The following is a 25,968-nucleotide window of genomic DNA, read 5'->3' on the forward strand; positions in this document are numbered from 1 at the left end:
ACCATGGCGTTGAAGGCGGAAAATGCGCCCAATTGGGGAATCAACAACGATTACGCAAAACTCACGGATGTTCTGCTTGGTCGTCCTGAATACTTCAAATGGGTTGAAGCAGGCCCATTGATCGGTCGGACGTTGGCCAATGCGCACAAAACCGGCGCGACCTTTGATCTACAACAGGCGATGTCACAACATGCTGAAATGGTGTCGATTTACGAAGAAAACGGCGTGAACTGTCACTATCTGGACAGTGATCCGGTCCTTCACCGCAATTTCTTCGCCCGTGACAGCTCGGCGATGACCCCCTGGGGCGCTTTGATTTGCCATATGCAGTTGAAGTGTCGGCGTGCGGATTATGCCACCGCGATAAAGTTTTATCAGGACAACAATATCCCGATTTGGAAATTTGCGACCGCAGGACACTTTGAAGGCGGTGATTTCAACATCATCGAACCTGGCCGTGTTCTAATTGGCTATTGTGGTGAACGGTCTGAGCAAGAGGGATCGGAACAAGTAGCCGAATTTGTCCGCACCGAGGGTTGGGAGGCAGTCGTTGCCCCAATTAGTCGCGAGTTTGTCCACATGGACGGGTTAATCGTTCCGTTGGCCGAGAAACTTGCCGTGGCCTGCATTGACGCGATGGAGCCTTGGTTGGTGGATGTTATCAAAGGATGGGGCATTGAAATAGTTGATGTCGAGTTCCGCGAAGCCAAAAACCTCGGGGTTAATCTGGTGGCGCTAGGGGATAGCAAGGTACTGTCTATGGCTGGTGCTACCGACCTAAACGCAAAAATGCGGGCCCTTGGGTTCCAGGTCTATGATCCTGATATGTCGATGTTCACCTTGGGCGGCGGTGGCGTTCACTGCCTGTGTCAGGCCCTGCATCGCGAGGCCGCATGACCAATATCTGGGCATTAAAGTTGATCGTCCGCGGCAATGTCCGATGGGCATGACATAAATCGGGGCTCAGCCTGGTGGAGATTGCATACGTGTGGCCCAAACCGACGAACACCGACTGGCGCGCAAGACGTTCCGTCAGATGTGATGAGGGCGGGTGCTATGTCAGTATGACCGGTCGGCCAATATACTTGCCCGCGGGTTAGGCCTAAATCCAGATCTGTCGCCAATTGCCCTTGGCGGGCATTTAGACACGTAACGGCATGGAGGCATTCTAATGAGCAACTATGGTGTTTTTACAGGCTTGGAGATTGTGCACTTATTTAAGATCACCATACCTAAACGGACGCTCTGATAGATGTTGCCAACTAGGGTAAGGAAGATGGATCACTGTTTGCGCCTGCCATGCTTAGTTCAGGCGTTTGCGCAGCGAGCTTTGATCTGGAATTGGCGCTAAACCGTTCGGATGTGGATGGGCTTCGGGTTGCTAAAGAACTGGCCCCGTTCAGTTATTAGGTTGAAGTGACCTGTGGATCGCCCCAGATCGGTGGGTTTCTTGATGCGGTTTTGTTGCATCAACCTTCGGTACAACTGAGGCATCGCTGTCCCAAACGTGAAGATAACAATAACTCGGCGCAATCTTTCCATAGGGTGTCGATATCCGCGCGACATTATCTTGATCAAAATGCTCTGGTACTGTCGCTGTCCGCTGTCGTCCTAAGATTGCCGTGGGGCTTTGGGAAACAGGACTGCAGACGCACCATCTGCGCATGGCTCAGCCAGAGAAGATCAGAAAGGTCACCGCTCATTCTTCGAACGATGAATCACGTCGCAAAGCGGATATCAATGAGTCCCGAACCTAGTTTTCAAACGCCACATCAAAACCCCAGATTTGCTGCAGATAACTTAAAGTCGCCTCAGATGCCTTTTTGTTCAACGGCACACCATTGCGCACGGAGTGATTTAACCTGAGGTGACGATCGCCCATCAAGTCTACGTCAACGATCTGAATATCGGGATCGTGTTCCGAAACGTCGAAACCGCGCGCCAAGGTGTCGCGCACTTGGTGATAACCGCGTTCGTCATGAATTGCGTCGACTGTGTAGAAAGGTTTCCCCTCGTCATCGGTCAGTGAAAACATGCGGAATCGGCGCATGACATTGGGGCTGAGGAACTGTTGCACGAAGCTCTCGTCCCGATAGTTGGCCCAGGCATCCTTTAGTATATCGCGCCACGCGCCGCTTCCCGCTATGTCCGGAAACCATTCCCGGTCCTCCTCGGTCGGGTCGGTGCAGATGCGCTGGATATCCTGCATCATCGCGAAACCCAGCGCATAAGGGTTGATCCCCATCGCGTTCGGAGCGTCAAAGCCAGGCTGCGTCAGCACATTGGTATGACTGTGCAATATTTCCAGCATGGCGCCATCCGTCAGCAGACCGGCGCGGTGCAGCTCGTTGGTGATGTAATAGTGAACGAAGCAGGCGCACCCCTCATTCATCACTTTGGTTTGGCGTTGCGGATAGAAATACTGTGCTATGTTGCGAACGATACGCAAAACTTCACGTTGCCAAGACTCCAGAACCGGGCTGTGGCGTTCAACGAAATAAAGCAGGTTTTCTTCTGGCAACCCCATTTCACGCTTGCGTTTCCGCGCCTCTTCATCGGTTTTCGATGACTGTGTGGGATGATCGAAGGCGTCCCACAAATAGTGTACCGCCCGTTCCTCCTCGATACGCCGCTCACGCTGTCTGGTTCTCTCATCCGCGAGCGATGAGTGGGGCGGGCGCCTATGCCGGAAAACGCTGGACGGCATGAGCGCGTGGGCGGCGTCCAGCAATTGCTCAACCTCGCGTTCCCCGTGCTGTTCTTCGCATTGGGCAATAAAGCCGCGCGCGTAGTCGAGGTAGTCGAGAATACCCTGTGCATCACTCCACTGACGAAACAGGTGATTGTTCTTGAAGAAATGATTGTGTCCAAAGGCCGCGTGGGCAATCACAAGGACCTGAAGCGCCATAGTGTTGTCTTCGAGGCAGTACGAAATACAGGGATCGGAATTTATGACGATCTCATAGGCAAGACCGTTTGCGCCCTTGCTGTAGGCTTTTTCTTCGTGAACGAAACGCTTCCCGAAGGACCAGTGCCGATACATGAGCGGCATCCCGGTCGACGAGTAGGCGTCCAGCATTTGCTGATACGAGATGATTTCTATCTGGTTGGGATAGACGTCAAGTTCGAGATCATCAATCGCCACAGATTCGATCGCGTCAAAGCTGCGCTGGATGGTCTCGAAATCCCATTCCGCTCCGTCAAACAGCGGCGCCTTAGCTTCGGCAGGATCAGCCATTGGAAACTCCGTTCGTCTTGCGTGCAAACAGCTCGTGCAGAACCGGGTAGATGTCACTGGCGCGCGCGATCCGTTTCATGGCGAAGTTTGGCCAAGCCTCTGCGACCTGTCGGTACGAGCGCCACAGCTCCATACCATTGTCTTCGCTGTTCATCAGATTGGCTTCGGTCTCGTCGACGATCTCCGTATAGGCGAAATATTGGCACCACTTCATCAGTTCACTGTTCAGCAGGTCGGCGCACAGTTGCGAATCTCCGCTGAAATTTTCACCATCCGATGCCTGCGCGGCATAGATATTCCACAGTGCGGACGGATAGCGGGCTTCGATAATCTTTTTCATCTCGTTAAGCGCGCTGCTCACGACCGTCCCACCGGTTTGGCGGGAGTGAAAGAAGGTATCTTCATCGACTTCCGCGGCAATCTGCGTGTGGCGGATAAATACTAGTTCGATCTTGTCGTAGCGTTGCTTGAGAAAAAGATGCAGGAGGACGAAGAACTGCTTAGCAAGGCTCTTCTCCCGCTCTCCCATCGAGGCCGAAACGTCCATCAGGCAGAACATCACCGCATTAGCTGCCGGTTCGGGGCGCATCTCGAAATACTTGTAACGTACGTCCAGCGGATCAATGTAGGGAATGATCTTGCGTCGCCGTAGCATCTTGTCGAGCTGCTCGCGCAGCAACTGCCTTTCCGCCTTTCGCGCCGCATCTGTATTTTCCAACGCCTCTAGTTCTTCAACCTGTTGCGTAAGAGCCTGTATCTCGGTGTTTGTCGGGCGCCGCATTGCAAGACGTCGCCCGAACGCATTGCGCATTGTTCGCGAAACACTGAGGTTGGCGGGCGTCCCAGCGGCAGTATATCCCATGCGGTGCGGTTTGGAGACGGCAACCTCTTTCAGACTGCGTTTTACCATGTCGGGCAGTTCGAGATCCTCGAAGAACATGGAAAGAAACTCGTCCCGCGACAGGACGAACATGAACTCGTCTTCGCCCTCTCCATCGGGTGCCCCCTCACGTCCACCTTGCCCATCCTGACCCGACGGGGGTTTCTTGAGCCGGTCACCTGCCTTGAACGTCTTGTTTCCGGTTAGAACCCGGTGTCTGGAACCACCTTTGCTGTCATGTTGAAAATGCGGCTCCCCGATCCCTTCTGACGATACCGAGATGTTTTCCTGCTGGTCGACATCAGCGATTTTCCGACGCCGGACACTTTCGTCAACCGCCTCTTTGACGGCAGATCGAACCCGACGCAGAAACCGCCTGCGGTTCCCAAGGTTCTTATCCTTGGGGTTTAGCCTTCGATCGATGAAATGGGCCATTTGAGCATAGACTCCTCATCCTGCCTTGTTGACCCGCATGTACCATTCAACCAGGCGCCTGACCTGACGGCGCGTATAGCCGCGGCCGATCATGCGATCAATAAACTCGTTATGCTTGGCTTCGGTTTCCTTGTCCCGCTTAGCGCCAAAGCTGATGACCGGTAACAGATCCTGAATTTGGCCGAACATGCGCTTTTCGATAACCCTTCTCAGCTTTTCATATTTGCGCCAGTCAGGGTTTCGACCGCTATTGTTGGCCCGCGCGCGCAGCACGAATTTGACCACTTCGTTTCGGAAATCCTTGGGATTGGAGATTCCGGCCGGTTTTTCGATCTTTTCAAGCTCCTGTTCCAGAACGCCGCGATTGAGAATCTGGCCGGTATCCGGATCCTTGAAGTCCTGATCTTCGATCCATGCATCTGCAAAAGAGATGTATCTGTCAAAAAGGTTCTGACCAAAGTCAGAATAGGATTCCAGATAGGCTTTTTGGATCTCGTTGCCGATAAATTCCGCGTATCGGGGCGACAGATCGTCTTTCATGAAAGATAGATACCGGCTTTCAATCTCGTCGGGGAATTGCTCGCGTTTCACCGCCTGTTCAAGAACATAAAGCAGATGAACCGGGTCGGCGCCCACTTCCTCGGTGTCGTGATTGAAGGTCTCGGACAGCACTTTGAAGGCAAAGCGGGTCGATGTGCCCGTCATCCCCTCGTCCACCCCGGCCGCATCCCGATATTCCTGCACTGACCGCGCTTTGGGATCGGTATCCTTCAGTGTTTCACCATCATAGACGCGGAGCTTAGAAAATGTTGGCGAATTTTCATGCTCTTTTAGCCGAGTCAAAACACTGAACTGGCTCAGGATAGACAGCGTCTCGGGTGCGCAGGGAGATTCACCTAGGCTGCTTTCCTCAAGCAACTTCTCGTAAATCTGGGATTCATCCGAGGCACGTAAGCAATAGGGAACTTTGACCAAACTGATCCGATCCAGAAAAGCCTCGTTGTTCTTGTTGTTTTTGAACTGCTGCCATTCCGCTTCATTCGAATGCGCAACTATCACACCCTGGAAGGGGAAAGCACCGATATTCTCCGTACCAGCATAAGACCCCTCTTGCGTGGCGGTCAGCAACGGATGCAAGACCTTGATCGGCGCCTTGAACATCTCAACGAATTCCATCAACCCCTGCGTGGTGCGGTTCAGAGCACCGGAATAGGAATAGGCGTCTGGGTCGTTCTGGCTGAATTCCTCCAGCTTGCGAATATCGAGTTTTCCGACAAGCGAAGAGATGTCCTGGTTGTTTTCATCGCCCGGTTCAGTCTTCGCAACGCAAATCTGGCGCAGTTTCGACGGGTAGAGTTTGACAACCGAAAATCTGGAAATATCGCCGTCAAATTCCTGCAGGCGTTTGACAGCCCAGGGCGAAATCAATCCGTTCAACAACCGTTTGGGGATATTGTATTTGTTCTCTAGCATATCCCCCATCCGCGCACGGTCGAAAAGGCCAAGCGGCGACTCAAAGATTGGGCTGATCTGGTCATCCGCCTTCAGTATATAAATCGGCTGCCGCTCCATCAGGTTCTTAAGAATCTCGGCAAGCGTTGACTTGCCCCCACCGACTGGGCCCAACAGATAGAGGATTTGCTTGCGTTCCTCGAGACCCTGGCTGGCATGGCGGAAAAAGCCAACGATGCGCTCGATGGTTTCTTCGACGCCATATATGTCCTGGAAGGGCTTGTATCGCTTGATTGTTCGATTAAGAAATATGCGACTGAGCCGAGCATCCTGACTGGTATCAATAAGCTCGGGCTCGCCTATCGCGGCGATCATCCGCTCGGCTGCGGTAGCCCGCATAGTTGGGTCTTCACGACATTCCAGCAAATAGTCCTGCAATGTCATTTCGATGAGCTTTGTCCGCCCATACTCTTCTGCAAACTGCTCGAAAATCTCCATTTTAAAAGTTCCTCTAGGTTTCGTACTCCTTCGTCCCAGCGCGCTAAGTTCATCCTAGTCTACCACAAAACTGGTCCGTAATTATCTAATTTCTAATCACAATTTGTTTCCCGTTCGTTGCTCCGTTGAAATTAGTATTGTTTGACGCCTGCAATATCTGCCACTACGCGACCCTTTTTGCCGGCTTGGTCGCGCCGCCGTTAGTGCGAGTAGAAACCTCTCGTGATCGGGCTGCGGAACATTTGCGGCTTAGTTTCGAGCGAACTCAAGTTCGACCTCTCGCGGGACGTCCCTAACGGCGGTGCGCGCGAGGCGGCGTCCCATCTTCACCATCCGATTTCTCAGGTTATTCGATCCGACACTAGGTTCTGGTTTTTGACGTGCCTCTGTGCATCGGTCTCCAGCCTCATGCATCCGGCATACGGCCGACCCAGGGCGACGACATCGTTTACAGCGCTTGCCACTACGTTTGCTGGTGGCAGTGCATTGCAGGTGGGGATACTTCGACGGGGAAAACCCAAACTCGGTCAATTCGCGATCCAACGTGTTGTCTGCGCAAGAACACTACCATATCGCTGGGTGACCAATAAGTATGGTGTCAAAAGAACTGACGCCGGTTGGAAAGTGAACAAGTTTAATGCGGAGTACTCACCGACCGAGGTAATTCGAGTGCCGATTGCGTTGGACAATCAATGGCAGCTTTGTTCGCAAAGTAGACATTCAAGCAAGTTGCAGCAAACGACCGCTATGCGGACGGAGCCGCCGTTCGCTGCAAACATCCCAAGTTCGGCTTTGTGCAATTGAAGTCAGCACGGGGGCGCTTTTTAGGTCAGGCCAGATGTTGTTTGATCTGTTGCCGAAGGTGGTCCAGAAATAGACCAACCCGGCGAGGTTGGAAGGCTTTTTCGGGGTAGACTGCAAACACCCCAACATCAGGGAACTGCCCTGTTAAATTGATTGGCTCAAGTTGGTCCGCTTCCACCAGGTCTATCGCCATGATTTCCGGAAGCAATCCGATCCCCAACCCACGCACCAGTGCTTCGCGATAAGTATTGGTTTGGTTCATGACAAGTTTCCAGGGCAGGCGCAGCTTTTGCATCCCTTTATTTGTCACGAGCGGCCAACTGTCGCCAAATCGTGAAGCACCAAAGACTAGGCAGCGATGTTGGTCTAGATCGGCAACCGTTGTGGGTGTTCCATATGCGCGTAGATAAGAGGGGGACGCGAACAAACCGAGGGATGTCTGAGCCAGCTTGCTAACGATCAGACTGCTATCGTCCAGCTTGATCGCTAACCGAATGGCCAAATCCACCCTGGAGCTGATGAAGTCAGTCTGCTCATTTTCAAACACCAGATCAAACAACACCTCGGGATGAAGCGTCTGAAAGCTCTGCACCGCATCCAGCAACAGTGGCGTACCGATCCCTTCCGGAGCAGCTACGCGAATTACTCCAGATAACAGCCCCCCTTCTTGTGCAACCACGTCCTGCTCAAGTGCATCCACTTGTTCCAGGGTGGCCTTGCACCCGTGATAGTAGCGAGTTCCGGCTTCGGTCACTTCCTTCGAACGAGTTGTGCGGCTAATGAGGCGCAGATCAAGCATCGCTTCCAGATCGGCCACATGTCGCCCAATAATGGCCGGACTAACATTCAAATCTTCCGCGGCTGCGGCAAAGCTTCCCAGCTCGACCACGCGAGCAAACACGGTCATTTTCTTCAGCTTGTCCATTCAATACTTTTTGTATCTTTTGAATTGTCAATGACATCAATTATCTCATGTTGGGTCAAGAGTATGTTGTTTCCAACGCAAAAGGAGACACATGCCATGAAGCGCATTCTGACGGCCATCGCCGCCGCTACCACCTTTACAAGCGCGGCCATTGCAGCAGGTGATGAAACGACACCGGCCATGACCAAGCTGAAGGACGGCGTCTATCAGTTCTACATGGCGCATTATTCCAGCCTGGTGGTGATCACGGACGAAGGCGTTCTGGTTGTAGACCCCAATCACGAATTCCGGTCCGAGGCGATGCGCGCTGAAATTGCCAAGCTGACCGATCAACCCGTGGTCAAGGTTGTTTACTCGCACGATCACTTTGACCATTCGCGGGGCGGCCAGATTTTCAAGGACGAAGGTGCGGAGTTCATCGCCCATGAAGGGTGCGTTGAGTTGATGAGCCGCGATCTGGAAAACCGGGTGGTGCTGCCTGACGTGACCTATGCAGATGAGCATCGCATCGAACTGGGCGATAAGATCATCGACTTAAAGTACTTCGGGTCCAGCGACGGCCAGTGCCAGAGCGTGATCCACATGCCCGACGACAAGGTTTTAATGGGGGTGGATTGGCATCTTCCGCGTTTTCTGGTCTCGAACGCCCGTTTGAACACGCATGATTATGTGGGCGCTCTGAACACCCTGCGCCGTGTCAGAGCAGAGCTTGACTACGATACCGTGGTTTCAGGCCACCTGGAGCATTCATCGCCTGAGCTTCTCGCTGAAGAATTGACCTTTGTCGAAGCCCTGTACGTTGCCGTTTGGGAGGGTCTACAAAACGGCAAATCGGTCGACGAACTTAAGGATACGGTCAAACTGCCTGGTTTCGAAGATTGGCTGTTCTACAAAGAAAACCTTCCAGCCCATGTTGAACGGATGGCTTACGCCATATGGCACGGCCATTGAACCTCTGACTGGGTTGCGGGGCAGCCCGGTCGTTCCCCACAAATGAAATCAGAATTGGACCTCAACATGTCTAAGAAAACAGAAGCGACTGCCAAAAAGACCGTTGTCAGCGGTTGGCATGAAGGCCGCAAATATTTCATGGCGGATCAGGAGTACACGTCGGTTGTCGCAGGCAAAGACGATACGCAATCCGAGTATGTCTTTGGCTCAGGTGAAATAGCACCGGGCGGGTTCATTCCTGATCATTATCACAAATGGGAAGACCAGACCTTCCACATCCTTGAGGGCGACCTGGAAGTTAAAATCGGCGATGAAGTTTTTAAGGCCGGGCCTGGGGCCAGCATCCAATGCCCTCGCGGCGTGTCCCACTACATGAAGAACGTCGGTGATACGACCGCCAAGATGATCAGCTACATCTTCCCCGGTGATTGGGCTGAGGAGTTTATGGCCGAAACCTCGCGCCAGAACGAGATCGGCGAAATAGATTTCGCCTTGATCGAAGAGCGCTTTGGCGTCGTCTACATCTGAACCGAAAGGAAAAACGCAATGAGACTCTTAACGCTTCTTGCCACGTTCCTCGCTTTGACCAATCTGAGTGCGGCTTTCGCTGCGGGCCCTCAAGTGACCACAAAACAACTGGCGGACAACGTCCCCTTACTGCTTAACCTACTAGCACTGAAGTTCTGGTATGTATGGGTTCGCGATTTGCTAAGCGAACAAATAACCGAACTACGATCAACGCCCGGTCAGGGCTCATCTGCTTGTCCGAACTCGCCGCAGAGAAAGTCGGTAGTGAGCCCAAAGATACAGCGGTTATCGGCCGTTAGTTTGAGCTTTGGTTAGATCTCGCGCGTGCTTTCAATCATCCACTCAAGATATTCACCGTTGGCTTGGTCAACATTAATCGAGAGAATACTGGGCGTCTCATAAGGGTGCATCCTGCGGATCGCTTCAACGACTGCGCCAAAAAGTTCCTTTCGGGTTTTCAGCAGAAGTGGGACCTCCCGTGCGGTTACGATTTTTCCCTTCCAGAGATATTTACTTCTAGTCGCAGTGTAGCGGTTCGATGAGGAAACCAAACGCTCTTCAAGAAGCTTGTCCGCGATCTGGTCAGCGACTTTCTCGGATGGGCAGTTGACCCAAATTTTGACTATCATCTGCAATCTCACAAACGCCAAACCTAAGTTCTTAGTCTAACATGGGACCATTTCGACGCCATTTTTACTCCTACAACGTATCACCGCCATCTGCGTACCGCTCAGAGAATGACCGGTTTCCTTTGGCACGCGTTGTCACCGATTGGGCAGCAGGTCGATTGACCGGCGTGTCGCGTGATCCAGAAGTCGAAGGTTTGGCTGGTTTGCTGATCGATCAAGCTGAAGGCTTAGAAAGACAGGAGCGTGCATTTTCTGGCGACCTGCCGCTCTTGGATGCGGCTGCACGCTTGAAAATAGATGTGATATCGATCCGGCGGTTGCGGAATGGCGGCTTTCTAAATCAGGTCACGGTGCGAAACCCGGACACGCAGCACGACCGTTGCTATATAACTGCCCAAAGCCTGCAAGCGTTTCTGGCTCGTTTTGAAACACTGGGTCAAATGGCAGAGCAGTTTGAATTTGCCGCGATTCATCTGGCTCGGGCGTTGGACCGAAGAGAAATCGAGACGATCCCCTGTGAGGCTGGGTTTGTTCGCGCTTAGTGGACACCGCCTGGAATACGACCGTTTCCTGGTGCTTTAATCCTGCAAAATGCAGTGTTAGCAAGGTATTAGGATTAGAATTTGACTAAAAGCAGATAACTAAAGCGTGTCATCCATTGCAGCTCAAAGAAGATTCTTTGTTCCTTCAATTCTCAGACTACACCCAACCATCACCCAAACATATTGATCCATCGGATCACCATCGGCGACAGGCAGATCAGCAGTAGAACGGGCATCATGCACATGGCCATTACGGCTGACATTTGAACTGGTAGCCGGTTGGCCTTTTCCTGAGCGCGCAGTTCGCGATCGATACGCATATCAGTGGCAAATCTGCGCAGCGAAGCGGAAATGCTGGTGCCGTATTGATTGGATTGAAGGAAGGCGTTCGCGAAAGAGCTGACCTCGTCAATGCCGACGCGTTCGGCCATGTCCATAAAGGCGGCCTGACGCTCTTTGCCAGCTTGCAGTTCCAGTTGGAGTATCGTGAACTCTTGCGAAATCTCCGGTGCCGCATGCGCCATCTCATTCGCCACTCGCACCATTGCGGCGTCAAATCCGAGCCCGGCCTCAATCGCCACCTGTAACAGGTCCAGCGCATTTGGAAGGCTGTGTTCGATGGCCTGGCGGCGCTTTTTTATACGGTGCCGCAGCCAGAGTGCTGGACCGTAGAAACCGGTTACCATCAAAGCGGTGACAATCTGCAATGCGTTCACCCAGGTGATGCTTTGCAATAGGCCAGCAATCCCAAGCTGAACCTGAGTTTCAAGCGGCAACGACAAAGCCACTACGAAAACGGCTGGAAGCACAAAACCCATCACCAAACGGAACAGATAAAATGATCGGACTGCATGTTTGCGCTGAATACCAGCTTGCTTAAGCATTCTGCCAATTCGGGAACGTTCGCGTTTCGACGAGGGCACAAATGCCTTAAGCAGTCCGTGCGGGTCGCTGTCATCCCCCTGTATGAGGTCAAAATCTGTTCCGTGCCCCCGAGAAATCGTTCCGACCCGCATCCGGTGCGCGACCGTGTCATCGGTTGCGGTCATGCCAGAGATTCCGAGGATCACAAAGAAAACACTTACGGCAATCCCACCCAGCACAAGATACTGAAGGGGAAGGTCTTGGCCGTTTAGAACATTTTGAATAAATTCCATTTTTCCGCTCCCATTCAGAATTTGAATTTGACGAGCCGCTTCAGGATAAGTCCTTGAGCAATCGTCAGTCCGACTATCGCGCTCGCGAAATATGGGAACAGCGGATCGTTTCGGACATCGCCGTAGAACGAAGGTGTGGACATCTCGATTGAGAAGTAGATGAACACTGGCAGGACCGTGAGAATTAGACTGCTAAGACGCCCTTCGGCAGAGATGGCCTTGATCTTTTTTTGCATGGTTTGCCGGTCACGGATGACCTGGGACAGAATGCTTAGGACACGGGCAAGGTTGCCGCCGGTACCGTGCTGAATACCGATGCTGACGGCAAGATAGTTCGCATCCTCTGTTCCAACACGTTTTGCAAAATCCTGAAACGCCGTTGCAACGTCGTCGCCATAGTTAATCTGGTCCTGAATTATGCCAAACTCACTACCTATCGGGTCCGGAAGATCTGTCGCCACGTTCCCGACAGTTACAGCCACTGGGTGCCCGACTTTCAGGCCACGGGCCATAAGGTCCAATGCATCCGGTAACTGTTTCGTCAGTTTTTTGGCCCGGGTATCCTTCATGGCGATCAGTACCAGCAGCGGCAGGACGACAGCCAGAAGGACGCCTAGAGCTGCGGCAATTTCCGGGGCAAGGAACCGGGATATTGTGACGAAGGCCGCCATGGCCAGACAGGTGGCTGCAAGGACCACCCAGATCGGGCTGATCGTCAGCCCGGCCTGGACAAGCAGACGACGAAATCGGGCGATCAAACTGGGTTTTTCGCCAGGAGCCGTCATCGCAGGGTCACGTAGCAATTGCAGAACCTGATCGGTTGAGGCGCCCCCCTGGATCAGCTTCATGCGCCGATTTCTGGCCTCGCTGAGGGATTCCTTGCGCAGGAAAAGCTGCTGTAATCCTTCGTAAGCAAGGAGAATTCCAAGGAAAATTGAAATGTAGAACAGAATGTTCAGGGTGTTCGGTTGCAGGTCAATCATGACGACATAGCCCCACGAATAAACATGTTGGTGTCTACGTCGATCCCTGCGGCAACCAACTGATCGAAGCATTTTGGACGAATGCCGGTAGGCAAGAACTCTCCCAGTACCTGTCCGTCCTCCGACTTGCCGCGACGTTTGAAAACAAAGATGTCCTGCATCGTGATCGTGTCATCTTCCATGCCGGTAATCTCGGAAATGCTGACGACTCTGCGGGTGCCGTCGCTAAGGCGGCTGAGTTGGAGTACGATCTGTATGGCCGAAGCTATCTGCGACCGGATGGTTCTGATCGGCAAGTCAGCGCCAAGCATTGTCACCATCTGCTCGACCCGGCTTAGTGAATCGCGCGCCGAGTTTGCGTGAACGGTGGTCATAGACCCGTCATGGCCCGTATTCATGGCTTGAAGCATGTCAAAACATTCTGATCCACGAACTTCTCCAACGATGATGCGGTCAGGCCGCATCCTCAGGGCATTGCGAACCAGGTCACGTTGGGTGATTACACCTTGCCCTTCAGCATTTGGAGGGCGGGTTTCAAGACGTACAACATGGCTTTGCTGAAGCTGAAGTTCGGCAGCGTCTTCGATGGTAACGATACGCTGTTTGCCATCAATAAACGATGATACAGCGTTCAGCATGGTTGTTTTACCCGTGCCGGTACCGCCTGAGATGAGGATATTCAACCTCGCTTCGACAAGTGCCTCAAGGAGTTTGGCTGCCTGATCATTCATGCTGTTCTGATCAACAAGCTTTTTTATTGTCAGAGGGTTGCGGGAGAACTTGCGAATTGACAAAGCTGGTCCATCGACGGAACACGGCCGAATAATTGCGTTAACGCGGCTGCCGTCTTCCAAACGCGCATCAACCCAGGGCTGAGACTCATCGATACGCCGACCAACTTTGCTGACGATCTTGTCGATAATCCGTAGCAAGTGACGTTCATCGCGGAAGCGAACAGTAGAAAGCTCCAGAAGACCAAAGCGTTCGACGTACACCTGATCAAAAGAGTTTACGAGAATATCGTTGATAGTCGGGTCTTCCAGCAACGGTTCCAATGGCCCCAGGCCCATGACTTCGTGGATAAGCTCATCAACCAGCGCAGTGAAAGCCTCAGACCGCATGTGCAGGTTTTCTGCCTCGATCAGGCCGGTTACCAAAGATGCGATCTGGCGTTTCAATTCTGATCGTTCAACCTTGTCGATGACTGAAAGATTGAGCCGGTCCAGAAGCTCACCATGCAAGCGGCTTTTGAGTTCCAGATGCGCCTGCAGGTCGACGTCCACTGGGTCAGGAGTCGCCTTGGATTTGGTGGGCATGTCAATGGGTCGATCCAGTGTCAGCACATTCGACTTGGAAGCAACCTTGCGTGATCTAAATTCGTTGAACACGTTGATCTCCTTTTACGCTTTCTTCGTTGCCACGGGCTGAGTTTCAGCCGAGACCGCAGCGGCCAGTTTTGCCAAGGCTTTTCCAAGGTCCGATTGCGGCTTCATGTCCACAATCGGCCGTCCAAGATCTACGGAATTTCTGGCAACTTTCGAATTGTCGGGTAGCCAGTGTTTCAGGCTTGTTTTCAATACCTTCTCGGCTTCGCGGACATGCGAAGGCTTGATCAAAGTGTTCCGCTCTCTGTTGACCACGAACTCCACCGGAAGGCCGACGTTTGCCTCGCGGTAGAAATCAATCAACCGCCGCGCCTGGCGTACGCAGGGGACAGTAGTATCGGTAACCAAAGCCAATTTGGTGGCCCGTTTGAAAATAGGTTCAACCCATTCAACAACGGCGCAGGGAAGGTCGATGATTATATAATCATAGCGCTGTTGCAGAAGGTCCAGCATCCCTTCGATCAGATCAGGTCGCATCGATTGCAGGGGCACCATCGGGGTAGGCGCGCACAGAACGTCAACGCCAAGCCCATGCTCTTGCAGGATCGAAGACAAAAGGTGATCATCAGGAATTTCAGAATTTTCAATTAGCTGAAGGAATCCGCCGTTGTCCTCGATGTCCAGAAAGACATTCGAGTTTCCGAACTGAAGGTCAAAATCCAATAGGGCTACTCGGTTTTTTGCGGATTTCCTGAAGAAAGATCCCTTGCCGCCGACAAGCGAGCACGCAAGGTTGACAGCAACTGTTGAAGCCCCGATGCCACCGCGCGCCTTTGCGACTGGTATCACCTTGCCCAACGCCGAAGAACCGTCTGAAATAGTGGTTTGCGAAACCGCACGCGCATTTAGTTTTTCACTGACTGCGGCTTTCAAACCTTCGCCATCAATTGACAGCGGCAAAACCTCATCAATACCGATCTTGTACAATTCACGCGCCTTGGAGATCGACAGATCATTCTGAGTGAGCGCAACAAACAAGGTGTTATCGTCGCGGTGCGTCAGGACAGCCTCGATAGCGCGGAGCTCTCCTGTGTCATCAGGGTCGATTTCAAAGATCACCAGATCGTGCTTGAATGCAAGATCGAGAGCAGTTCCATTCAACATCTGAAACGATGCCCCGTTCCTGGTGACTTTATTTTCCTCATTTACGGGAAAGACATCCGCAACCAGCTGCGCGATCTCTTCGTTTTCCGAAACAAGCATAATTGCCTGTGATTTGGGTGTGAAAACACTCTGATCTCTCATCCTGACTCTCCTAATGCAAGGTCTTCAGCAGGCAGCGAGACGCTGAAGTTTGAGTAACCGACTGTCGAAGATATTGTGCTGTTAGTTGCGCCCGCGGCATTTGCCAGCGCGGCCAACGGTGACACGAATTGAAAATCGTTAAGGTTCAATTCGACTGAGACCATGGGTGTATAAGGGCCACCCAGGAAACCCAGATTGGGATTGAAGTCATAATGAAACTGTAAGTTGTCTATTGTGGTATCCGGGGGCAAAAGCGGGCTAATCCGGGTCCAGATTTCCGAGGCCGTAGCATTGGTTGCGACACCCGAACACGAAGGGGTTTGAGGATCTGCACAAACCCCGGCCGAGGCACTGCAGGACGTACCAAATCTCGGTGACGAAGTAGATGTGCCTCGCTGATGCGTCGTGGGCACTCCGGGGCATGCAGGCGGTCGTACGATTGCAATGCGCGTTGCCAGTTGTGAGGCTTTTTGAGCATTCGCAACGCTATAGGACATGCGGCCGAAATCCAGTAGCGCCATGAAGAGAAACAGAAACAGGGAGACGACAATGGCGAACTCTACAAGAACGCCGCCGCCTTGATCCTGAAGAACTTTCTGCCCTCGGCGAAGCAAGCGCGTGTGGATATGAAGCTGACCTTTCATTGTCCGAAAATCCGTGAAGTGTCAGAGACATCCGTCGTCACGGACGATAGTCCGCTGCCAAAGAGGGACAGGATGCTGCCCATCGGAAACTGGATAGTGATGTTTGCGCTGACCGTGCCTACTGGGGCTGGGTTGACCCTATAGGTTCCAGACACACAGGACAGGCTGGGTGTCACCGAATTGACCGTTATGCTGGGTGGAAACAGGCTTTTGGCATTTTTGTCGTCCTCGACGATGCCTTTCAATGTTGTAGTAAGCCCTGCAACAGAACCGCCAGAGGTGCAGATATCTGCCGGAGTGACTCTGGACAGATAGCGACTGGCGTCGCGGACGCCTGCAATAACCGATTGGTATGACCACATCATGCGTGCGGATTCCAACGTAACGGCCAATAGTAGAAGCATGATTGGCATGACCAGGCCAAATTCCACAAGGATCGCGCCATCATCTTTTTTTGCAAAGCGTTTGAGGGATTCTGCGAGGCGAGTTTTCATGATTCTGCGTCCCATCACCGATACAGTTGCACTAGGTCGCGAAAGATACCGCCGAACCCATTGCCGCCGCTGCCGACGCCTGAAACGTCAGGAAAGCCGACAATCTCGCCATGGATGTCAAAACTCGGCGGTGAACTACCGTCATCCCCCACCGGTTCGGTCAGGAAGACGGCAACAAATTTTGTGACCGGAACGCCTGTGGTCGAGCCGGAAACCGGGTTTTGAGCGCAATCAATGCCTGCTGCGGTCACGACGCGACGCGCTGGGTTAGTCGACATTTGGTTCGAACACATCGGGCGACCGGTTTCTGCAAGCGAAGGGTCCAGGATCGAGTTTGCGTTCGGTGGTGAATGTGGGTTGCTGTTGCCGTACGCGATTTCCCGCAGATACATTCCGTATCTTGTGCCAGCGAACACGCTATCCGTTACGCTAAGAGCCGGGAGGTGAGCATCGCTGCCAATTCCGTCTGCGATACCATCTGCAAGGTCATGGTTCCGGTTAAGATACCCTTGGCGATCCCAGACACCGTCTCCGAACCGGTTGTTACCACCGCACGTACCTGCTGCCATGCAAGTGTCGCGACCAAGTGCGATCGTATCAGGCGTGACTTCTTCGTTACCCTGAATGCAGGAACCACCACCCTTTTTCTGTATCCCTTTGATGACGTTTGGAGCCGGTGCAAAGTCCGGATTGTTTTTCTCACCGTTAAGTACGCTACGGAAAATATCAAAGCGGACATTGAACGCCGCATTGGTGATTCCGACCTTCTGGCCAGGTTCGGTATCCAAACCATTGGTGAGGACGCATTGCGTGATCTGGCTTTGCGCCGCGATGAGGCAGGCGAGTTTGTTCCCGCCTTCATCCGCACATACGCCGGAGGCATCTTCAAATGTTGCTAGGTCGATAAACCCGAAGTTGCCCGGTCCCCAGGCGGTTCCGTTGCCACCGCTGCGCAGTAAGATTTGATCACCAACGGTCAGGGTATTTTCCCAATCCGGCGGTAAGCAGAACATTAAAGGTGAGATATCGCAGGCCGCTTTGGAGTAACCGGCGACGGCCTCGGCCGAAACGCTGGCCGATATGCCGCTTCCGCCAAGCATCCGGTCCAAAGCAGAAGCAAGGTTCATGCTAAGGGATTTGGGCGTTAGCACGACCTGAGCAAACTTGGCTTCTCTTGGGTTGGTCGTGACGTCTGCGCCCAACGGCGTGAGGTCCGAAACCGGCAGGGCGGAATGAAACGAAAGCGTATAATCCGATGAACCCGAAAGCGTGGCGGACCCATTGGCAAATGTCTGGCTGTCACTGATCAAGTTGGCCGCTGCATTGGTTGCGCGGGTGATGGCGTCGGGTTGTCCGTCCAACTCACCAGCGGCTGCCAAGGCTACGTGGTCCGCGAAGGACTGAAGCTCTGCATGGGTCGAGTTCATTCGGCCTACATCCATCGTGATTGCAAAGAACCCGAGAAATGCGACAAATGCTGTACCCCAGAGAATAGCGACCGTGCCGCGCTCGTCCTGTGCAAAGAATGATATGTTCGTTGTCCGACGCATGACGCAGCCTTACTGTGCAGTGTTCTGGCTGACTTTGAGCGAGCGGGCTTTCGGCTTGGTGCCAGAGTTGATGGCTGCCGGTGTCGACTGGGCGTCCGTTTGATCGCGGGACTCTGCATTTGGAACGGCTTCCACTTCTGTCGCGTCGTCGGCTCCACGAGAGCTTCTCTGTATAACTTCAACTTCGGTTTCGGTGCCGCGGTTCACAATGATTGTCGGTTGCGCTTCGACTTTTTCAACCGGACCTTCCTCTTGCAGAAGATCGCGCAGGCGGACCATTTCCATCGGTTCATCCTCGACGCCGTCCAACGTTCTGAGTGTGAGGCTCAGGGTGCCGGCCTTTTGGGCCAAAGCCAGGCGCTGACCTTGCTGAGGGGTCACTTCTACTGTGATCGTGCGGGCAATTTCGGGTTGATCGCTCAGTTCTTCGGATTGCTGATCGACGCCAATCACGCGGATATTCTGCAAAATAGTAACGGCGCGCAAATCCATTTTCGCACCTTGTGTCAAAACGATGTCTACCCAATCACCTGGAGTGACAAATCCGCCGACCGCGGTCACGGCGTCCACTTCGATCGCCATGGCGCGCGTGTTTTCACCCAGCTTTTGAACCAGCGTGACCTTTTCGCCAAAATTCGAAACTTTCGAAATAAGCATGACTTCACCGGGATAGAACCGCCCCTTAGCGCGACGCAGCTGTTGGCGATTATCCGGAACAAGTACGCCTAACTCGGTGAAAACCCCGGCAGGTAGCGCTTCGCGTGGCCAGAGATGAGTTGTGACGTGATGATTTTCTATTGTTTGACCAAATGCGATTTCTGAGCGCGCAACGTAGATCTCAACGAGATCGGCGTTCGTCGTGGCACTGGGTGCAGTCGTGTTAAATTGGATGTAATCCTTCGCCAGGAACACAGAGCCTGAAGCAATCGCAATTCCAAATAATGTGGTAATAACTGGTCTGATACGCATCTCTGTCTCCAAAAGTTACGCTCAAAAGTTTCGAAATGTCAGTGATTATGTTTCGAAAATCCCGGCGGTGTATTCTGCGCCGCTACACGGATGGGACGGCGCAGAATGTTGTTGTGGTTTGCAAATCGCAAGGAACCAATGGCTCAGCAGGTTGCGCTGCCCAGAGCGGTGCAAGCCGACGTCACATTGTTGTTTGTCTCAGTGCCAAGGTAAGAAAAAGCACCAACTGCAATTGACGCGACAACCAAAAGGGCAAGGCCATATTCAACAATTGCCGCGCCGCTTTCTTCTTTGACAAACTTCTTCATAAATTTGGTCATGTTTCCCCCGAAAGGTTAAATTGAAATCCACGCTGCATTTACCGCAGCGCAAGCCAGGCATTTCGCATTGGCTCTGAAATAACGGTAGCGGTGATGAAAACTTCCGCCTTCCGCGAAAAATAGGAAAAATACACGTAATAGAAGATTTAAATACCATTAAAACCTCTTAAAAGAGATTAAAATAAACACCACATTAACAAGGCTTTAATCTTCAATCGAATCAGTCAGCCTGGAAACAATGCGGCGATTCGATGTGCAACTGTGGCTGAAAGGCTCAATAATACTCGTCGCTATATCTTTCCTTTGAGGCATCCAAGTGTCGGGAATTTGTTTTTCGGTATCTAAGTTTTGCGACATAATTACAGATAGTTATGCAAATATTGGAGGCTGCTCACTCTTTTTCTGCCCCATAGGCACGGACTTAAAATCAGTTGCTGGACCCATGAACCCCGAACAAGTTTGTAATTGCGGTGGGGCCGCGGCAGAAAGTTCTGCCTCGCAACGTTTGTTGTTTTGGTTGGTAGGGTAATGAGTATCAGTTTCTCCAAGAGCGCCCAGGCGCAAAATAGTTTCAATTTTGTTATGGAATGGACGCATGCTTTAACGAGCAAAAACTCCATTCCACAGGTTTTAAATAAGCTAATAAAGTTAGTTAATGCGGATGCCGCATTAATTGCACGTACACTTAAGGTGGAACGAAAAGTAAAATATATTGCCCGGTGTTGCAGCGAGGAAGGAAAGGTTTGGCCCTCTCAACCTCAAACTCTGGTGGAACGGGTTCTGGGTGAAAGTTTTCTGACGGCACGGGTGGGCTCAATTTGGACGTTGTCAGACGCGTTGGTTGCGGGCAACACAGCAACGCTTCGTCATTTTGAGGACAATTTAAAGGCGCTGGGCGAGGTGATCGTGGTTCCGCTTGATACAACCGGCGGGCATGTGGATCACATCGAGCTGCATTTCAGGCATGAACCTGCCCAATATGATCTGGACCTACTAGCCATGTTGGCGCCGACACTGGCGTCAGGTTGGTGCAAGCGAACGCCTGGTTCAATCTCCTCGTATCTGGAGAAGGGTCGCAATCATAATCTGAAAGAAGTTTCGGATACCGAGCATGTTCCAATCCTGGGCCCTCAAAATCCAGCAGGGCTCAGCCGGTGCGAGTTTCGGGTTTGCGCTATGCTGAAGGAAGGAATGACAGTTAAAAAGGTTTCAGAAGCCCTGACTGTCTGCCCAACGACTGTTCGTTCGCACCTAAGCTCGGTATTTTCGAAGACGGGTGCCTCTAATCAAGTCGAACTGTTGCACTTGTTAAATCGAAAAATCCAAGCAGGCCGCAGGTCCAGAGACGCTGAAACAGCTAACTTCGGTTGACAGCAATGGAATGCCAGTTCTGCAACGCGCCTCGTTAGCCATAAAACCGAGCAAGACACCCTTTGGTCTGATCGACGGCTAAGCTATGGTACAAAGCCAAGCATGGCTAATGTTGTTCAAATAAAATTTAGAGCAACCCAATTTTATAGCTGGGTTACAAGCGGCGAAGAGCGATTCAACACATTGTTTACGCTTCGGCGACAACGTTAACCAAAGGTGAACAATGTGTTCTCGTGGTGTTCAACAGGCATCGCGCATACTCCTTCCACCGAGCCGAGACAGTTATAGATGCTTGGCTCCCTGGAAGGGGAACTGCATGATTAAGTCTGCCACTGAAAGCGCTATGGATCAGGTTCCTGTACACTTGGAACCACCACGTTCCACCGCGCACAAACACTTGTCTAACAGCACGAAATCCAGAAGCGGGCGTTTCCCGCCTGTCGAAATTGCACTGAAAGCTATCGCAAGGAATGAGCAGCTTGAAAGAGCAAGAAGGACGTCTGACCCTACATCTTGACGTCTGCAGTTTTCCCGGGAAACGTCCTACCCGGGAAAACACAAATGCAAAAGCCCGCTCCAATCCGAGCGGGCTTTTTTGCAGTGTTAAGCTAAGGTTCAGAATTAAGGTACTTTTTCTGGTTCATGTTAGACGAATGCAAGGCAAAAACGTCGCCCGGATTCTCGTTGGGAGAATACTTAGCCGTTGCTGACAAGTTCTTCCTTTTGTTCTCCCTCAGGCGTCTGACCGTCATCGACCGGATCTGTATTGGCTTCATCCTCATCATACTTGTCTTCGTCATACGAACTGCCAAGCGCGGTTTTGACTGCTTCCTCGTCAGGATTAGAGGCTCGTACAGCGTCGAGAACATTGTCCTGCTGTTGCGTTGCGATGGCGTCATCTTCTGAAAACCCGCCCTTGTGGTGATCCAAAAGGTTGTCTTCTGCCTGATGCACGGCTTCTGCGGCCGCCAACTGATCTTCCGTAGGTCGATCAATCGGATTACCATCTTCATCCGTGGTTAAGTCGTGCGCATCTTTAACGGCTTGCGCGTCTTCCAAAGCTTCAGGGTCAGTTGTCCCAGGGTTGGCTTCCTCATTGGCAAGGATATCCTCAGCTTCCTCCAATGACAGGGGGGCTTCGTCCAAGTAATCCAGCGCTGCGTTGATTTCTTTCACGTCTTTGGGGCTTAACGTGTTGTCTTCACCCATGATGTGATTGAATTCGGTGTCCGCAACGGCAAGGCCTGCTGCAAGGCTGACCGGCCCGGTACCTTTCTTATACTGACCGTTTGCAATATGAGCGAGCTTTGCTTTGGGGCTGGAGTTAATGGCGCCGTTTAGCTTGCCGAGATTGCGCGGTTCAAGCGCAAGTGTACTATCTTCCAGAATCGTTGCTTTTCTGCTTGGTGGGCGCAAGGACCGCTTGACCGAAGTAGTCTTTGTTTGTTTTGCGGTGGTTACTGGCTTGCTACCTTTGAACAGGCCACCAATTCCCTTCCTTTGCGTTTTTTTGGCAGTTTGCTTTTTATTACCGCCAAGCAAGCCTTTCAAAGAGAATTGCCCCTTCTTAGAAGACCTCGAATTGACCCCTGCGGAGCCTTTTGACTTGTGACCAGATTTTCCGGCCGCTTTGCTTGCTCCGTTCGTGGATGCGGCTGACCCGTTACCCTTGTTTTTATCTTTGCCGCTACTCGCACTGTTGCCATGGCCTTTACCACCGCTGTTGCCCTTGTCGCCCCCATTTCCATTGCCGCCACCATTACCGTTGCCACCACCATTACCGTTGCCACCACCATTGCCGTTGCCACCGCCGTTTCCTTTGCCTTGCTTGGCATAGGCGGCATCAGGGAACGTGAATGCGCCAACAATTGCCGTGGATCCCAGCAAGGCGATTGCGATTGCAGAGGCTTTCATTAGGTCGGTCGTATTGATCTTCATGACGGTCCTCGTTTGTTGAATGCGAATTTCCACACACGATGCAATGCGTGGAAACATGACAGCACGAGTGCGCGTGTCGGAATCGGGAACTAACTGACAAATTTAAGCCTATTATCGTTGAACCTGCGACGAACCGACCGTTCATCGCCAGTTCATCTTAAAATCTGTAGAATTGAGGCGCGATTACGCGATATTGAGTACTGAGGATGAGAAAGCTTTTTATCATCGCTTGTCTGTTCGCCTTTCTCCAGGTTGGGGAAGGGCATGCTGCTGTGCGCGAACTAAAGCAATCCGAATTGCGCAAAGTGACAACGACGGGCAGCACCATCAGGTTAAAGAGGGTTCTAAAAGGCGTTGAAAAAGTCTTTGGTGGAACGCCGGTCGATGCGCGCGCGTTCCAGACTGACAAGGTCTACTATCGGATCCTCGTAAAGAAACCCAATGGGAAGATCATAAGTGTTATTGTGAATGCTCAAACCGGTGTCGTTGTGCCCAATCGTTCAAATATCGGACGCCAGATTTCAAATGCAGCCAAGTCCACATCAGGCAATTCCGCCAAATCCAACTCACAAAGCCAGACCAGCAGTAAGGGCAATCAGAGCAACAATAGTGGCGGCAACGGTAACGGCAACTCCGGTGGCAACGGTAACGGTAACTCCGGTGGCAACGGCAACGGCAACTCTGGCGGCAACGGTAACGGCAACTCCGGTGGCAACGGTAACGGTAACTCCGGTGGCAACGGTAACGGCAACTCCGGTGGCAACGGTAACGGCAACTCCGGCGGTAACGGTAACGGCAACTCCGGCGGCAACGGTAACGGCAACTCCGGTGGCAACGGTAACGGCAACTCCGGTGGCAACGGTAATGGTGGTGGCAAAAAATAGTGGTTAAAATTTCGGTCGCAGGCCTATAGAAAAAAGTATGAGAGTATTACTCGCAGAAGACGAACCGCACCTTTGCGAACAGATCAAAAAGCTGCTGAATGCTGAAGGCCGCGTGGTCGATATTGTCCACAACGGAGTTGATGCTCAGCATCTGGGAACTACCGAACCATATGACATGATCATCCTCGATCTCGGGCTTCCGGAACGAGATGGCATCTCGGTTTTGCGCGACTGGCGCAGCGCGGGTATAAAAACTCCGGTTCTGATCCTGACGGCACGCGATGGTTGGAGCGAACGGGTCGACGGATTGGATGCCGGTGCAGATGATTACATGACCAAACCATTCCATTTGCCCGAGCTGGCCGCGCGTGTCCGCGCAATCTTGCGCCGTCAGAGTGGGCAGCTGAATCCTGTTATCGAGATGGGCAATGTCGTTCTTGATACACGCAATGGGCGGGTGACTGTTGATGGCGTTCCGATCGACTTAACAGCCCAGGAGATAGCTGTTCTTACTTACCTGGCCCACAACGCCGGTCGCCTGATCCCCAGATCCGAACTTTCGGAACATATCTACGAATATAACGGTGACCGAGATTCGAATACCATTGCGGTTTTCATAAACCGGCTGCGCAACAAATTGGGACCTGACCTGATAACAACGGTCCGGGGTCGCGGATATATGATCGATTCAGTTTGATGTTGTCGCTACGTCAACGGGCACTGCTTGGAGGGATTGCATCTGGGGCATTGTCCGTTGGTGTGGGCACTCTGGCTGTTTTTTCGTTTATCGATGCCCGAATTTCAAACAGGTTCGACGCTACGCTTCGAGATCGCCACACCCAGCTTGTCGTTGGGTTGAGCGTTACGACACAAGACCCGGATGCCCTGCGTGATCTCATGTTTGATCCGGCATACAGCGCTCCATATTCCGGCAGATACTGGCAAGTTACCACCGGCAACGGCGAGGTTTACACGTCGGCGTCTTTGTTTGACGAAACAATCGCTGAACCACCTGACATCTCTGAAGATGCAACCCTTTGGAACACTTCCGGCCCCGAGGGGGAAGCGTTGCGCAGCGCATACCAAAAAATTTCTTTCGAAGATGGAACTGTCTGGGGAATTAGTGTCGCGGAAAGCCAGGCGCAGTTGGTCAATGAAAGACGGGCGGCACAGCGCAGTCTTCTACCGGTGTTTGGTTTGGTTGGCTTGATCGGTGTTGCAAGTTCATTGATGCTGATGTCCGCAATCCTGGGTCCTCTTCGTAAATTGCGTGCGGATGTCGCCCATCGTTGGGACACGGATGACAATCTGACACCCACGGATTACCCGGACGAAGTGGCCCCTTTGGTCGATGATCTGAATCAGCTTTTGCATCGCAATCGGGACATTGTATCCGGCTCACGCAGGCAAGCCGCTGATCTGGCACATGCTCTGAAAACGCCAGCCACTATTCTGAGAAATGAACTACAGGCTATGTCACAGGCCGGTGTTGACACAGGTATCGCTGACGAAGCTCTAGATCGGATCGACTCTCAACTCGGTCGATCACTCGCGCGAATCCGGGCTCTAAACACGGCTGAGTTGACCCATTCGCGTACGGATGTTTCACACTCAGTCGAACGTCTCGCACGGTTGTTTACTACGATCGCTGAGAGAGAGGATAAAATACTGGAAGTCAAAAGCGATCCTGAGCTTTGGGTGCGCATGGATACGCAGGATATCGAAGAGGTTCTTGGGAACTTACTGGATAACGCAGTCAAATGGTGTCGTGGCAAAGTAAAACTGACCGCAAAACGTCACGAAGACTGTGTCGAGATCTGTATCGAAGATGACGGCCCAGGTATCCCAGAGGACGCAATACGCGAAGCGCTACGCTCTGGTGGACGGCTTGACACTTCGGTAAGAGGCAGCGGGCTGGGGCTGGCAATCGCGGTTGATCTTCTCAAGGCATACGGTGCGCACTTCGACTTGGGAAAATCTGCCGCGTTAGGAGGATTAAGTGGTCGGGTGGTTATCCCAACCAAGTCTTAAGCGGCGACGGCTGAGAGAATGAGTGGCTTAATGCGTGGATTTCTGAGCAGCCTCATCTGACTGGTCCAGTTTGATTGTTAGTGCATTGTTGGCCTCTGACCCATTGGGGTGATGG

The 25,968-nt window shown here is 52.4% G+C and carries 23 protein-coding genes; 8 read left to right on the top strand and 15 right to left on the bottom strand.

Going from position 1 to position 25,968, the window contains the following annotated elements:
- Positions 1 to 3: 3 nt before the first annotated feature.
- A complete protein-coding gene (locus ACR3EP_RS17825) occupies positions 4 to 897 on the top strand; it encodes a dimethylarginine dimethylaminohydrolase family protein (RefSeq protein WP_480638838.1) in 894 nt (297 codons plus the stop codon).
- Positions 898 to 1,753: 856 nt separating this feature from the next.
- Here the strand turns inward: ACR3EP_RS17825 and ACR3EP_RS17830 are convergent.
- The 4 genes from ACR3EP_RS17830 to ACR3EP_RS17845 form a co-directional block, all read right to left on the bottom strand.
- Positions 1,754 to 3,238 carry a SpoVR family protein gene (locus tag ACR3EP_RS17830; protein WP_480638839.1) on the bottom strand — a complete coding sequence of 495 codons (1,485 nt, stop codon included), beginning with the start codon at positions 3,236 to 3,238 and terminating at the stop codon, positions 1,754 to 1,756.
- On the bottom strand, positions 3,231 to 4,553 hold the full coding sequence (locus ACR3EP_RS17835) for a YeaH/YhbH family protein (protein ID WP_480638840.1): 1,323 nt from the start codon (positions 4,551 to 4,553) through the stop codon (positions 3,231 to 3,233). The genes ACR3EP_RS17830 and ACR3EP_RS17835 overlap by 8 nt, the downstream gene beginning before the upstream one ends.
- Before the next feature lie 15 nt (positions 4,554 to 4,568).
- Positions 4,569 to 6,503 (bottom strand): PrkA family serine protein kinase, encoded by a 1,935-nt coding sequence (locus ACR3EP_RS17840; protein WP_480638841.1) that lies wholly within the window; start codon positions 6,501 to 6,503, stop codon positions 4,569 to 4,571.
- Positions 6,504 to 7,332: 829 nt separating this feature from the next.
- Positions 7,333 to 8,232, bottom strand: coding sequence for a LysR substrate-binding domain-containing protein (locus ACR3EP_RS17845; RefSeq protein WP_480638842.1), 900 nt, complete (start codon positions 8,230 to 8,232; stop codon positions 7,333 to 7,335).
- Between the two features lie 96 nt (positions 8,233 to 8,328).
- Here ACR3EP_RS17845 and ACR3EP_RS17850 point away from each other — a divergent pair, with 96 nt between their 5' ends.
- Positions 8,329 to 9,183, top strand: a complete 855-nt coding sequence (locus ACR3EP_RS17850; RefSeq protein WP_480638843.1) for an MBL fold metallo-hydrolase — start codon at positions 8,329 to 8,331, stop codon at positions 9,181 to 9,183.
- Between the two features lie 66 nt (positions 9,184 to 9,249).
- On the top strand, positions 9,250 to 9,711 hold the full coding sequence (locus tag ACR3EP_RS17855) for a cupin domain-containing protein (RefSeq protein WP_170351527.1): 462 nt from the start codon (positions 9,250 to 9,252) through the stop codon (positions 9,709 to 9,711).
- Between the two features lie 311 nt (positions 9,712 to 10,022).
- Here the strand turns inward: ACR3EP_RS17855 and cutA are convergent, their stop codons facing one another.
- Positions 10,023 to 10,340: a divalent-cation tolerance protein CutA gene (gene cutA / locus ACR3EP_RS17860; protein ID WP_480638844.1), complete on the bottom strand. Its 318-nt coding sequence runs from the start codon at positions 10,338 to 10,340 to the stop codon at positions 10,023 to 10,025.
- A 122-nt stretch (positions 10,341 to 10,462) separates the two neighbouring features.
- Between cutA and ACR3EP_RS17865 the strand changes: the two genes are divergently transcribed.
- Complete coding sequence (locus ACR3EP_RS17865) at positions 10,463 to 10,882, top strand: hypothetical protein (protein ID WP_170362159.1); 420 nt, start codon at positions 10,463 to 10,465, stop codon at positions 10,880 to 10,882.
- Positions 10,883 to 11,052: 170 nt separating this feature from the next.
- Here ACR3EP_RS17865 and ACR3EP_RS17870 read toward each other — a convergent pair whose 3' ends face one another.
- The 9 genes from ACR3EP_RS17870 to ACR3EP_RS17910 form a co-directional block, all read right to left on the bottom strand.
- Positions 11,053 to 12,039 carry a type II secretion system F family protein gene (locus ACR3EP_RS17870; RefSeq protein ID WP_480638845.1) on the bottom strand — a complete coding sequence of 329 codons (987 nt, stop codon included), beginning with the start codon at positions 12,037 to 12,039 and terminating at the stop codon, positions 11,053 to 11,055.
- Positions 12,040 to 12,053: 14 nt separating this feature from the next.
- A complete protein-coding gene (locus ACR3EP_RS17875) occupies positions 12,054 to 13,022 on the bottom strand; it encodes a type II secretion system F family protein (RefSeq protein WP_480638846.1) in 969 nt (322 codons plus the stop codon).
- On the bottom strand, positions 13,019 to 14,410 hold the full coding sequence (locus tag ACR3EP_RS17880) for a TadA family conjugal transfer-associated ATPase (RefSeq protein ID WP_367647831.1): 1,392 nt from the start codon (positions 14,408 to 14,410) through the stop codon (positions 13,019 to 13,021). Before ACR3EP_RS17880 ends, ACR3EP_RS17875 begins: the two co-directional genes overlap by 4 nt.
- Before the next feature lie 12 nt (positions 14,411 to 14,422).
- Complete coding sequence (locus tag ACR3EP_RS17885; protein ID WP_480638847.1) at positions 14,423 to 15,652, bottom strand: CpaE/TadZ family protein; 1,230 nt, start codon at positions 15,650 to 15,652, stop codon at positions 14,423 to 14,425.
- Positions 15,649 to 16,296, bottom strand: a complete 648-nt coding sequence (locus ACR3EP_RS17890; RefSeq protein WP_480638848.1) for a TadE/TadG family type IV pilus assembly protein — start codon at positions 16,294 to 16,296, stop codon at positions 15,649 to 15,651. The genes ACR3EP_RS17885 and ACR3EP_RS17890 overlap by 4 nt, the downstream gene beginning before the upstream one ends.
- Entirely contained in the window at positions 16,293 to 16,790 is a 498-nt protein-coding gene (locus tag ACR3EP_RS17895) for a TadE/TadG family type IV pilus assembly protein (protein WP_480638849.1), read from the bottom strand. The genes ACR3EP_RS17890 and ACR3EP_RS17895 overlap by 4 nt, the downstream gene beginning before the upstream one ends.
- Before the next feature lie 14 nt (positions 16,791 to 16,804).
- A complete protein-coding gene (locus ACR3EP_RS17900) occupies positions 16,805 to 18,340 on the bottom strand; it encodes a TadE/TadG family type IV pilus assembly protein (protein WP_480638850.1) in 1,536 nt (511 codons plus the stop codon).
- A gap of 9 nt (positions 18,341 to 18,349) precedes the next feature.
- Positions 18,350 to 19,309, bottom strand: a complete 960-nt coding sequence (cpaB, locus tag ACR3EP_RS17905; protein ID WP_425082393.1) for a Flp pilus assembly protein CpaB — start codon at positions 19,307 to 19,309, stop codon at positions 18,350 to 18,352.
- Positions 19,310 to 19,452: 143 nt separating this feature from the next.
- Positions 19,453 to 19,629: a Flp family type IVb pilin gene (locus tag ACR3EP_RS17910; RefSeq protein WP_170362153.1), complete on the bottom strand. Its 177-nt coding sequence runs from the start codon at positions 19,627 to 19,629 to the stop codon at positions 19,453 to 19,455.
- 528 nt (positions 19,630 to 20,157) lie between these two features.
- Here ACR3EP_RS17910 and ACR3EP_RS17915 point away from each other — a divergent pair.
- The gene (locus ACR3EP_RS17915) at positions 20,158 to 21,000 is read left to right on the top strand and encodes a helix-turn-helix transcriptional regulator (protein WP_480638851.1); all 843 of its coding nucleotides are present in this window, start codon (positions 20,158 to 20,160) and stop codon (positions 20,998 to 21,000) included.
- Between the two features lie 696 nt (positions 21,001 to 21,696).
- Here ACR3EP_RS17915 and ACR3EP_RS17920 read toward each other — a convergent pair.
- The gene (locus ACR3EP_RS17920; protein ID WP_480638852.1) at positions 21,697 to 22,938 is read right to left on the bottom strand and encodes a hypothetical protein; all 1,242 of its coding nucleotides are present in this window, start codon (positions 22,936 to 22,938) and stop codon (positions 21,697 to 21,699) included.
- Between the two features lie 206 nt (positions 22,939 to 23,144).
- On the opposite strand from ACR3EP_RS17920, the gene ACR3EP_RS17925 reads away from it, so the two are divergent.
- Genes ACR3EP_RS17925 through ACR3EP_RS17935 form a run of 3 tightly spaced genes read left to right on the top strand, consistent with a single transcriptional unit; the run spans position 23,145 to position 25,853 of the window.
- Complete coding sequence (locus ACR3EP_RS17925; protein ID WP_425082396.1) at positions 23,145 to 23,822, top strand: PepSY domain-containing protein; 678 nt, start codon at positions 23,145 to 23,147, stop codon at positions 23,820 to 23,822.
- A gap of 37 nt (positions 23,823 to 23,859) precedes the next feature.
- Complete coding sequence (locus tag ACR3EP_RS17930) at positions 23,860 to 24,519, top strand: response regulator (RefSeq protein WP_170351510.1); 660 nt, start codon at positions 23,860 to 23,862, stop codon at positions 24,517 to 24,519.
- Positions 24,519 to 25,853: a sensor histidine kinase gene (locus tag ACR3EP_RS17935; protein WP_480638853.1), complete on the top strand. Its 1,335-nt coding sequence runs from the start codon at positions 24,519 to 24,521 to the stop codon at positions 25,851 to 25,853. The genes ACR3EP_RS17930 and ACR3EP_RS17935 overlap by 1 nt, the downstream gene beginning before the upstream one ends.
- Positions 25,854 to 25,968: the final 115 nt, after the last annotated feature.

It is taken from the genome of Ruegeria sp. BB10, assembly GCF_056535725.1.

Bases quoted from the DNA above. Each gene is read 5' to 3' on its own strand.
- ACR3EP_RS17840 (WP_480638841.1), bottom strand. From the start codon at position 6,503: ATGGAGATTTTCGAGCAGTTTGCAGAAGAGTATGGGCGGACAAAGCTC.
- ACR3EP_RS17855 (WP_170351527.1), top strand. From the start codon at position 9,250: ATGTCTAAGAAAACAGAAGCGACTGCCAAAAAGACCGTTGTCAGCGGT.
- ACR3EP_RS17925 (WP_425082396.1), top strand. From the start codon at position 23,145: ATGAGAAAGCTTTTTATCATCGCTTGTCTGTTCGCCTTTCTCCAGGTT.
- cutA (WP_480638844.1), bottom strand. From the start codon at position 10,340: ATGATAGTCAAAATTTGGGTCAACTGCCCATCCGAGAAAGTCGCTGAC.
- ACR3EP_RS17870 (WP_480638845.1), bottom strand. From the start codon at position 12,039: ATGGAATTTATTCAAAATGTTCTAAACGGCCAAGACCTTCCCCTTCAG.
- ACR3EP_RS17910 (WP_170362153.1), bottom strand. From the start codon at position 19,629: ATGACCAAATTTATGAAGAAGTTTGTCAAAGAAGAAAGCGGCGCGGCA.
- ACR3EP_RS17845 (WP_480638842.1), bottom strand. From the start codon at position 8,232: ATGGACAAGCTGAAGAAAATGACCGTGTTTGCTCGCGTGGTCGAGCTG.
- ACR3EP_RS17890 (WP_480638848.1), bottom strand. From the start codon at position 16,296: ATGAAAGGTCAGCTTCATATCCACACGCGCTTGCTTCGCCGAGGGCAG.
- cpaB (WP_425082393.1), bottom strand. From the start codon at position 19,309: ATGCGTATCAGACCAGTTATTACCACATTATTTGGAATTGCGATTGCT.
- ACR3EP_RS17900 (WP_480638850.1), bottom strand. From the start codon at position 18,340: ATGCGTCGGACAACGAACATATCATTCTTTGCACAGGACGAGCGCGGC.
- ACR3EP_RS17920 (WP_480638852.1), bottom strand. From the start codon at position 22,938: ATGAAGATCAATACGACCGACCTAATGAAAGCCTCTGCAATCGCAATC.
- ACR3EP_RS17885 (WP_480638847.1), bottom strand. From the start codon at position 15,652: ATGAGAGATCAGAGTGTTTTCACACCCAAATCACAGGCAATTATGCTT.
- ACR3EP_RS17895 (WP_480638849.1), bottom strand. From the start codon at position 16,790: ATGAAAACTCGCCTCGCAGAATCCCTCAAACGCTTTGCAAAAAAAGAT.
- ACR3EP_RS17835 (WP_480638840.1), bottom strand. From the start codon at position 4,553: ATGGCCCATTTCATCGATCGAAGGCTAAACCCCAAGGATAAGAACCTT.
- ACR3EP_RS17915 (WP_480638851.1), top strand. From the start codon at position 20,158: ATGAGTATCAGTTTCTCCAAGAGCGCCCAGGCGCAAAATAGTTTCAAT.
- ACR3EP_RS17825 (WP_480638838.1), top strand. From the start codon at position 4: ATGGCGTTGAAGGCGGAAAATGCGCCCAATTGGGGAATCAACAACGAT.
- ACR3EP_RS17850 (WP_480638843.1), top strand. From the start codon at position 8,329: ATGAAGCGCATTCTGACGGCCATCGCCGCCGCTACCACCTTTACAAGC.
- ACR3EP_RS17930 (WP_170351510.1), top strand. From the start codon at position 23,860: ATGAGAGTATTACTCGCAGAAGACGAACCGCACCTTTGCGAACAGATC.
- ACR3EP_RS17935 (WP_480638853.1), top strand. From the start codon at position 24,519: ATGTTGTCGCTACGTCAACGGGCACTGCTTGGAGGGATTGCATCTGGG.
- ACR3EP_RS17830 (WP_480638839.1), bottom strand. From the start codon at position 3,238: ATGGCTGATCCTGCCGAAGCTAAGGCGCCGCTGTTTGACGGAGCGGAA.
- ACR3EP_RS17875 (WP_480638846.1), bottom strand. From the start codon at position 13,022: ATGATTGACCTGCAACCGAACACCCTGAACATTCTGTTCTACATTTCA.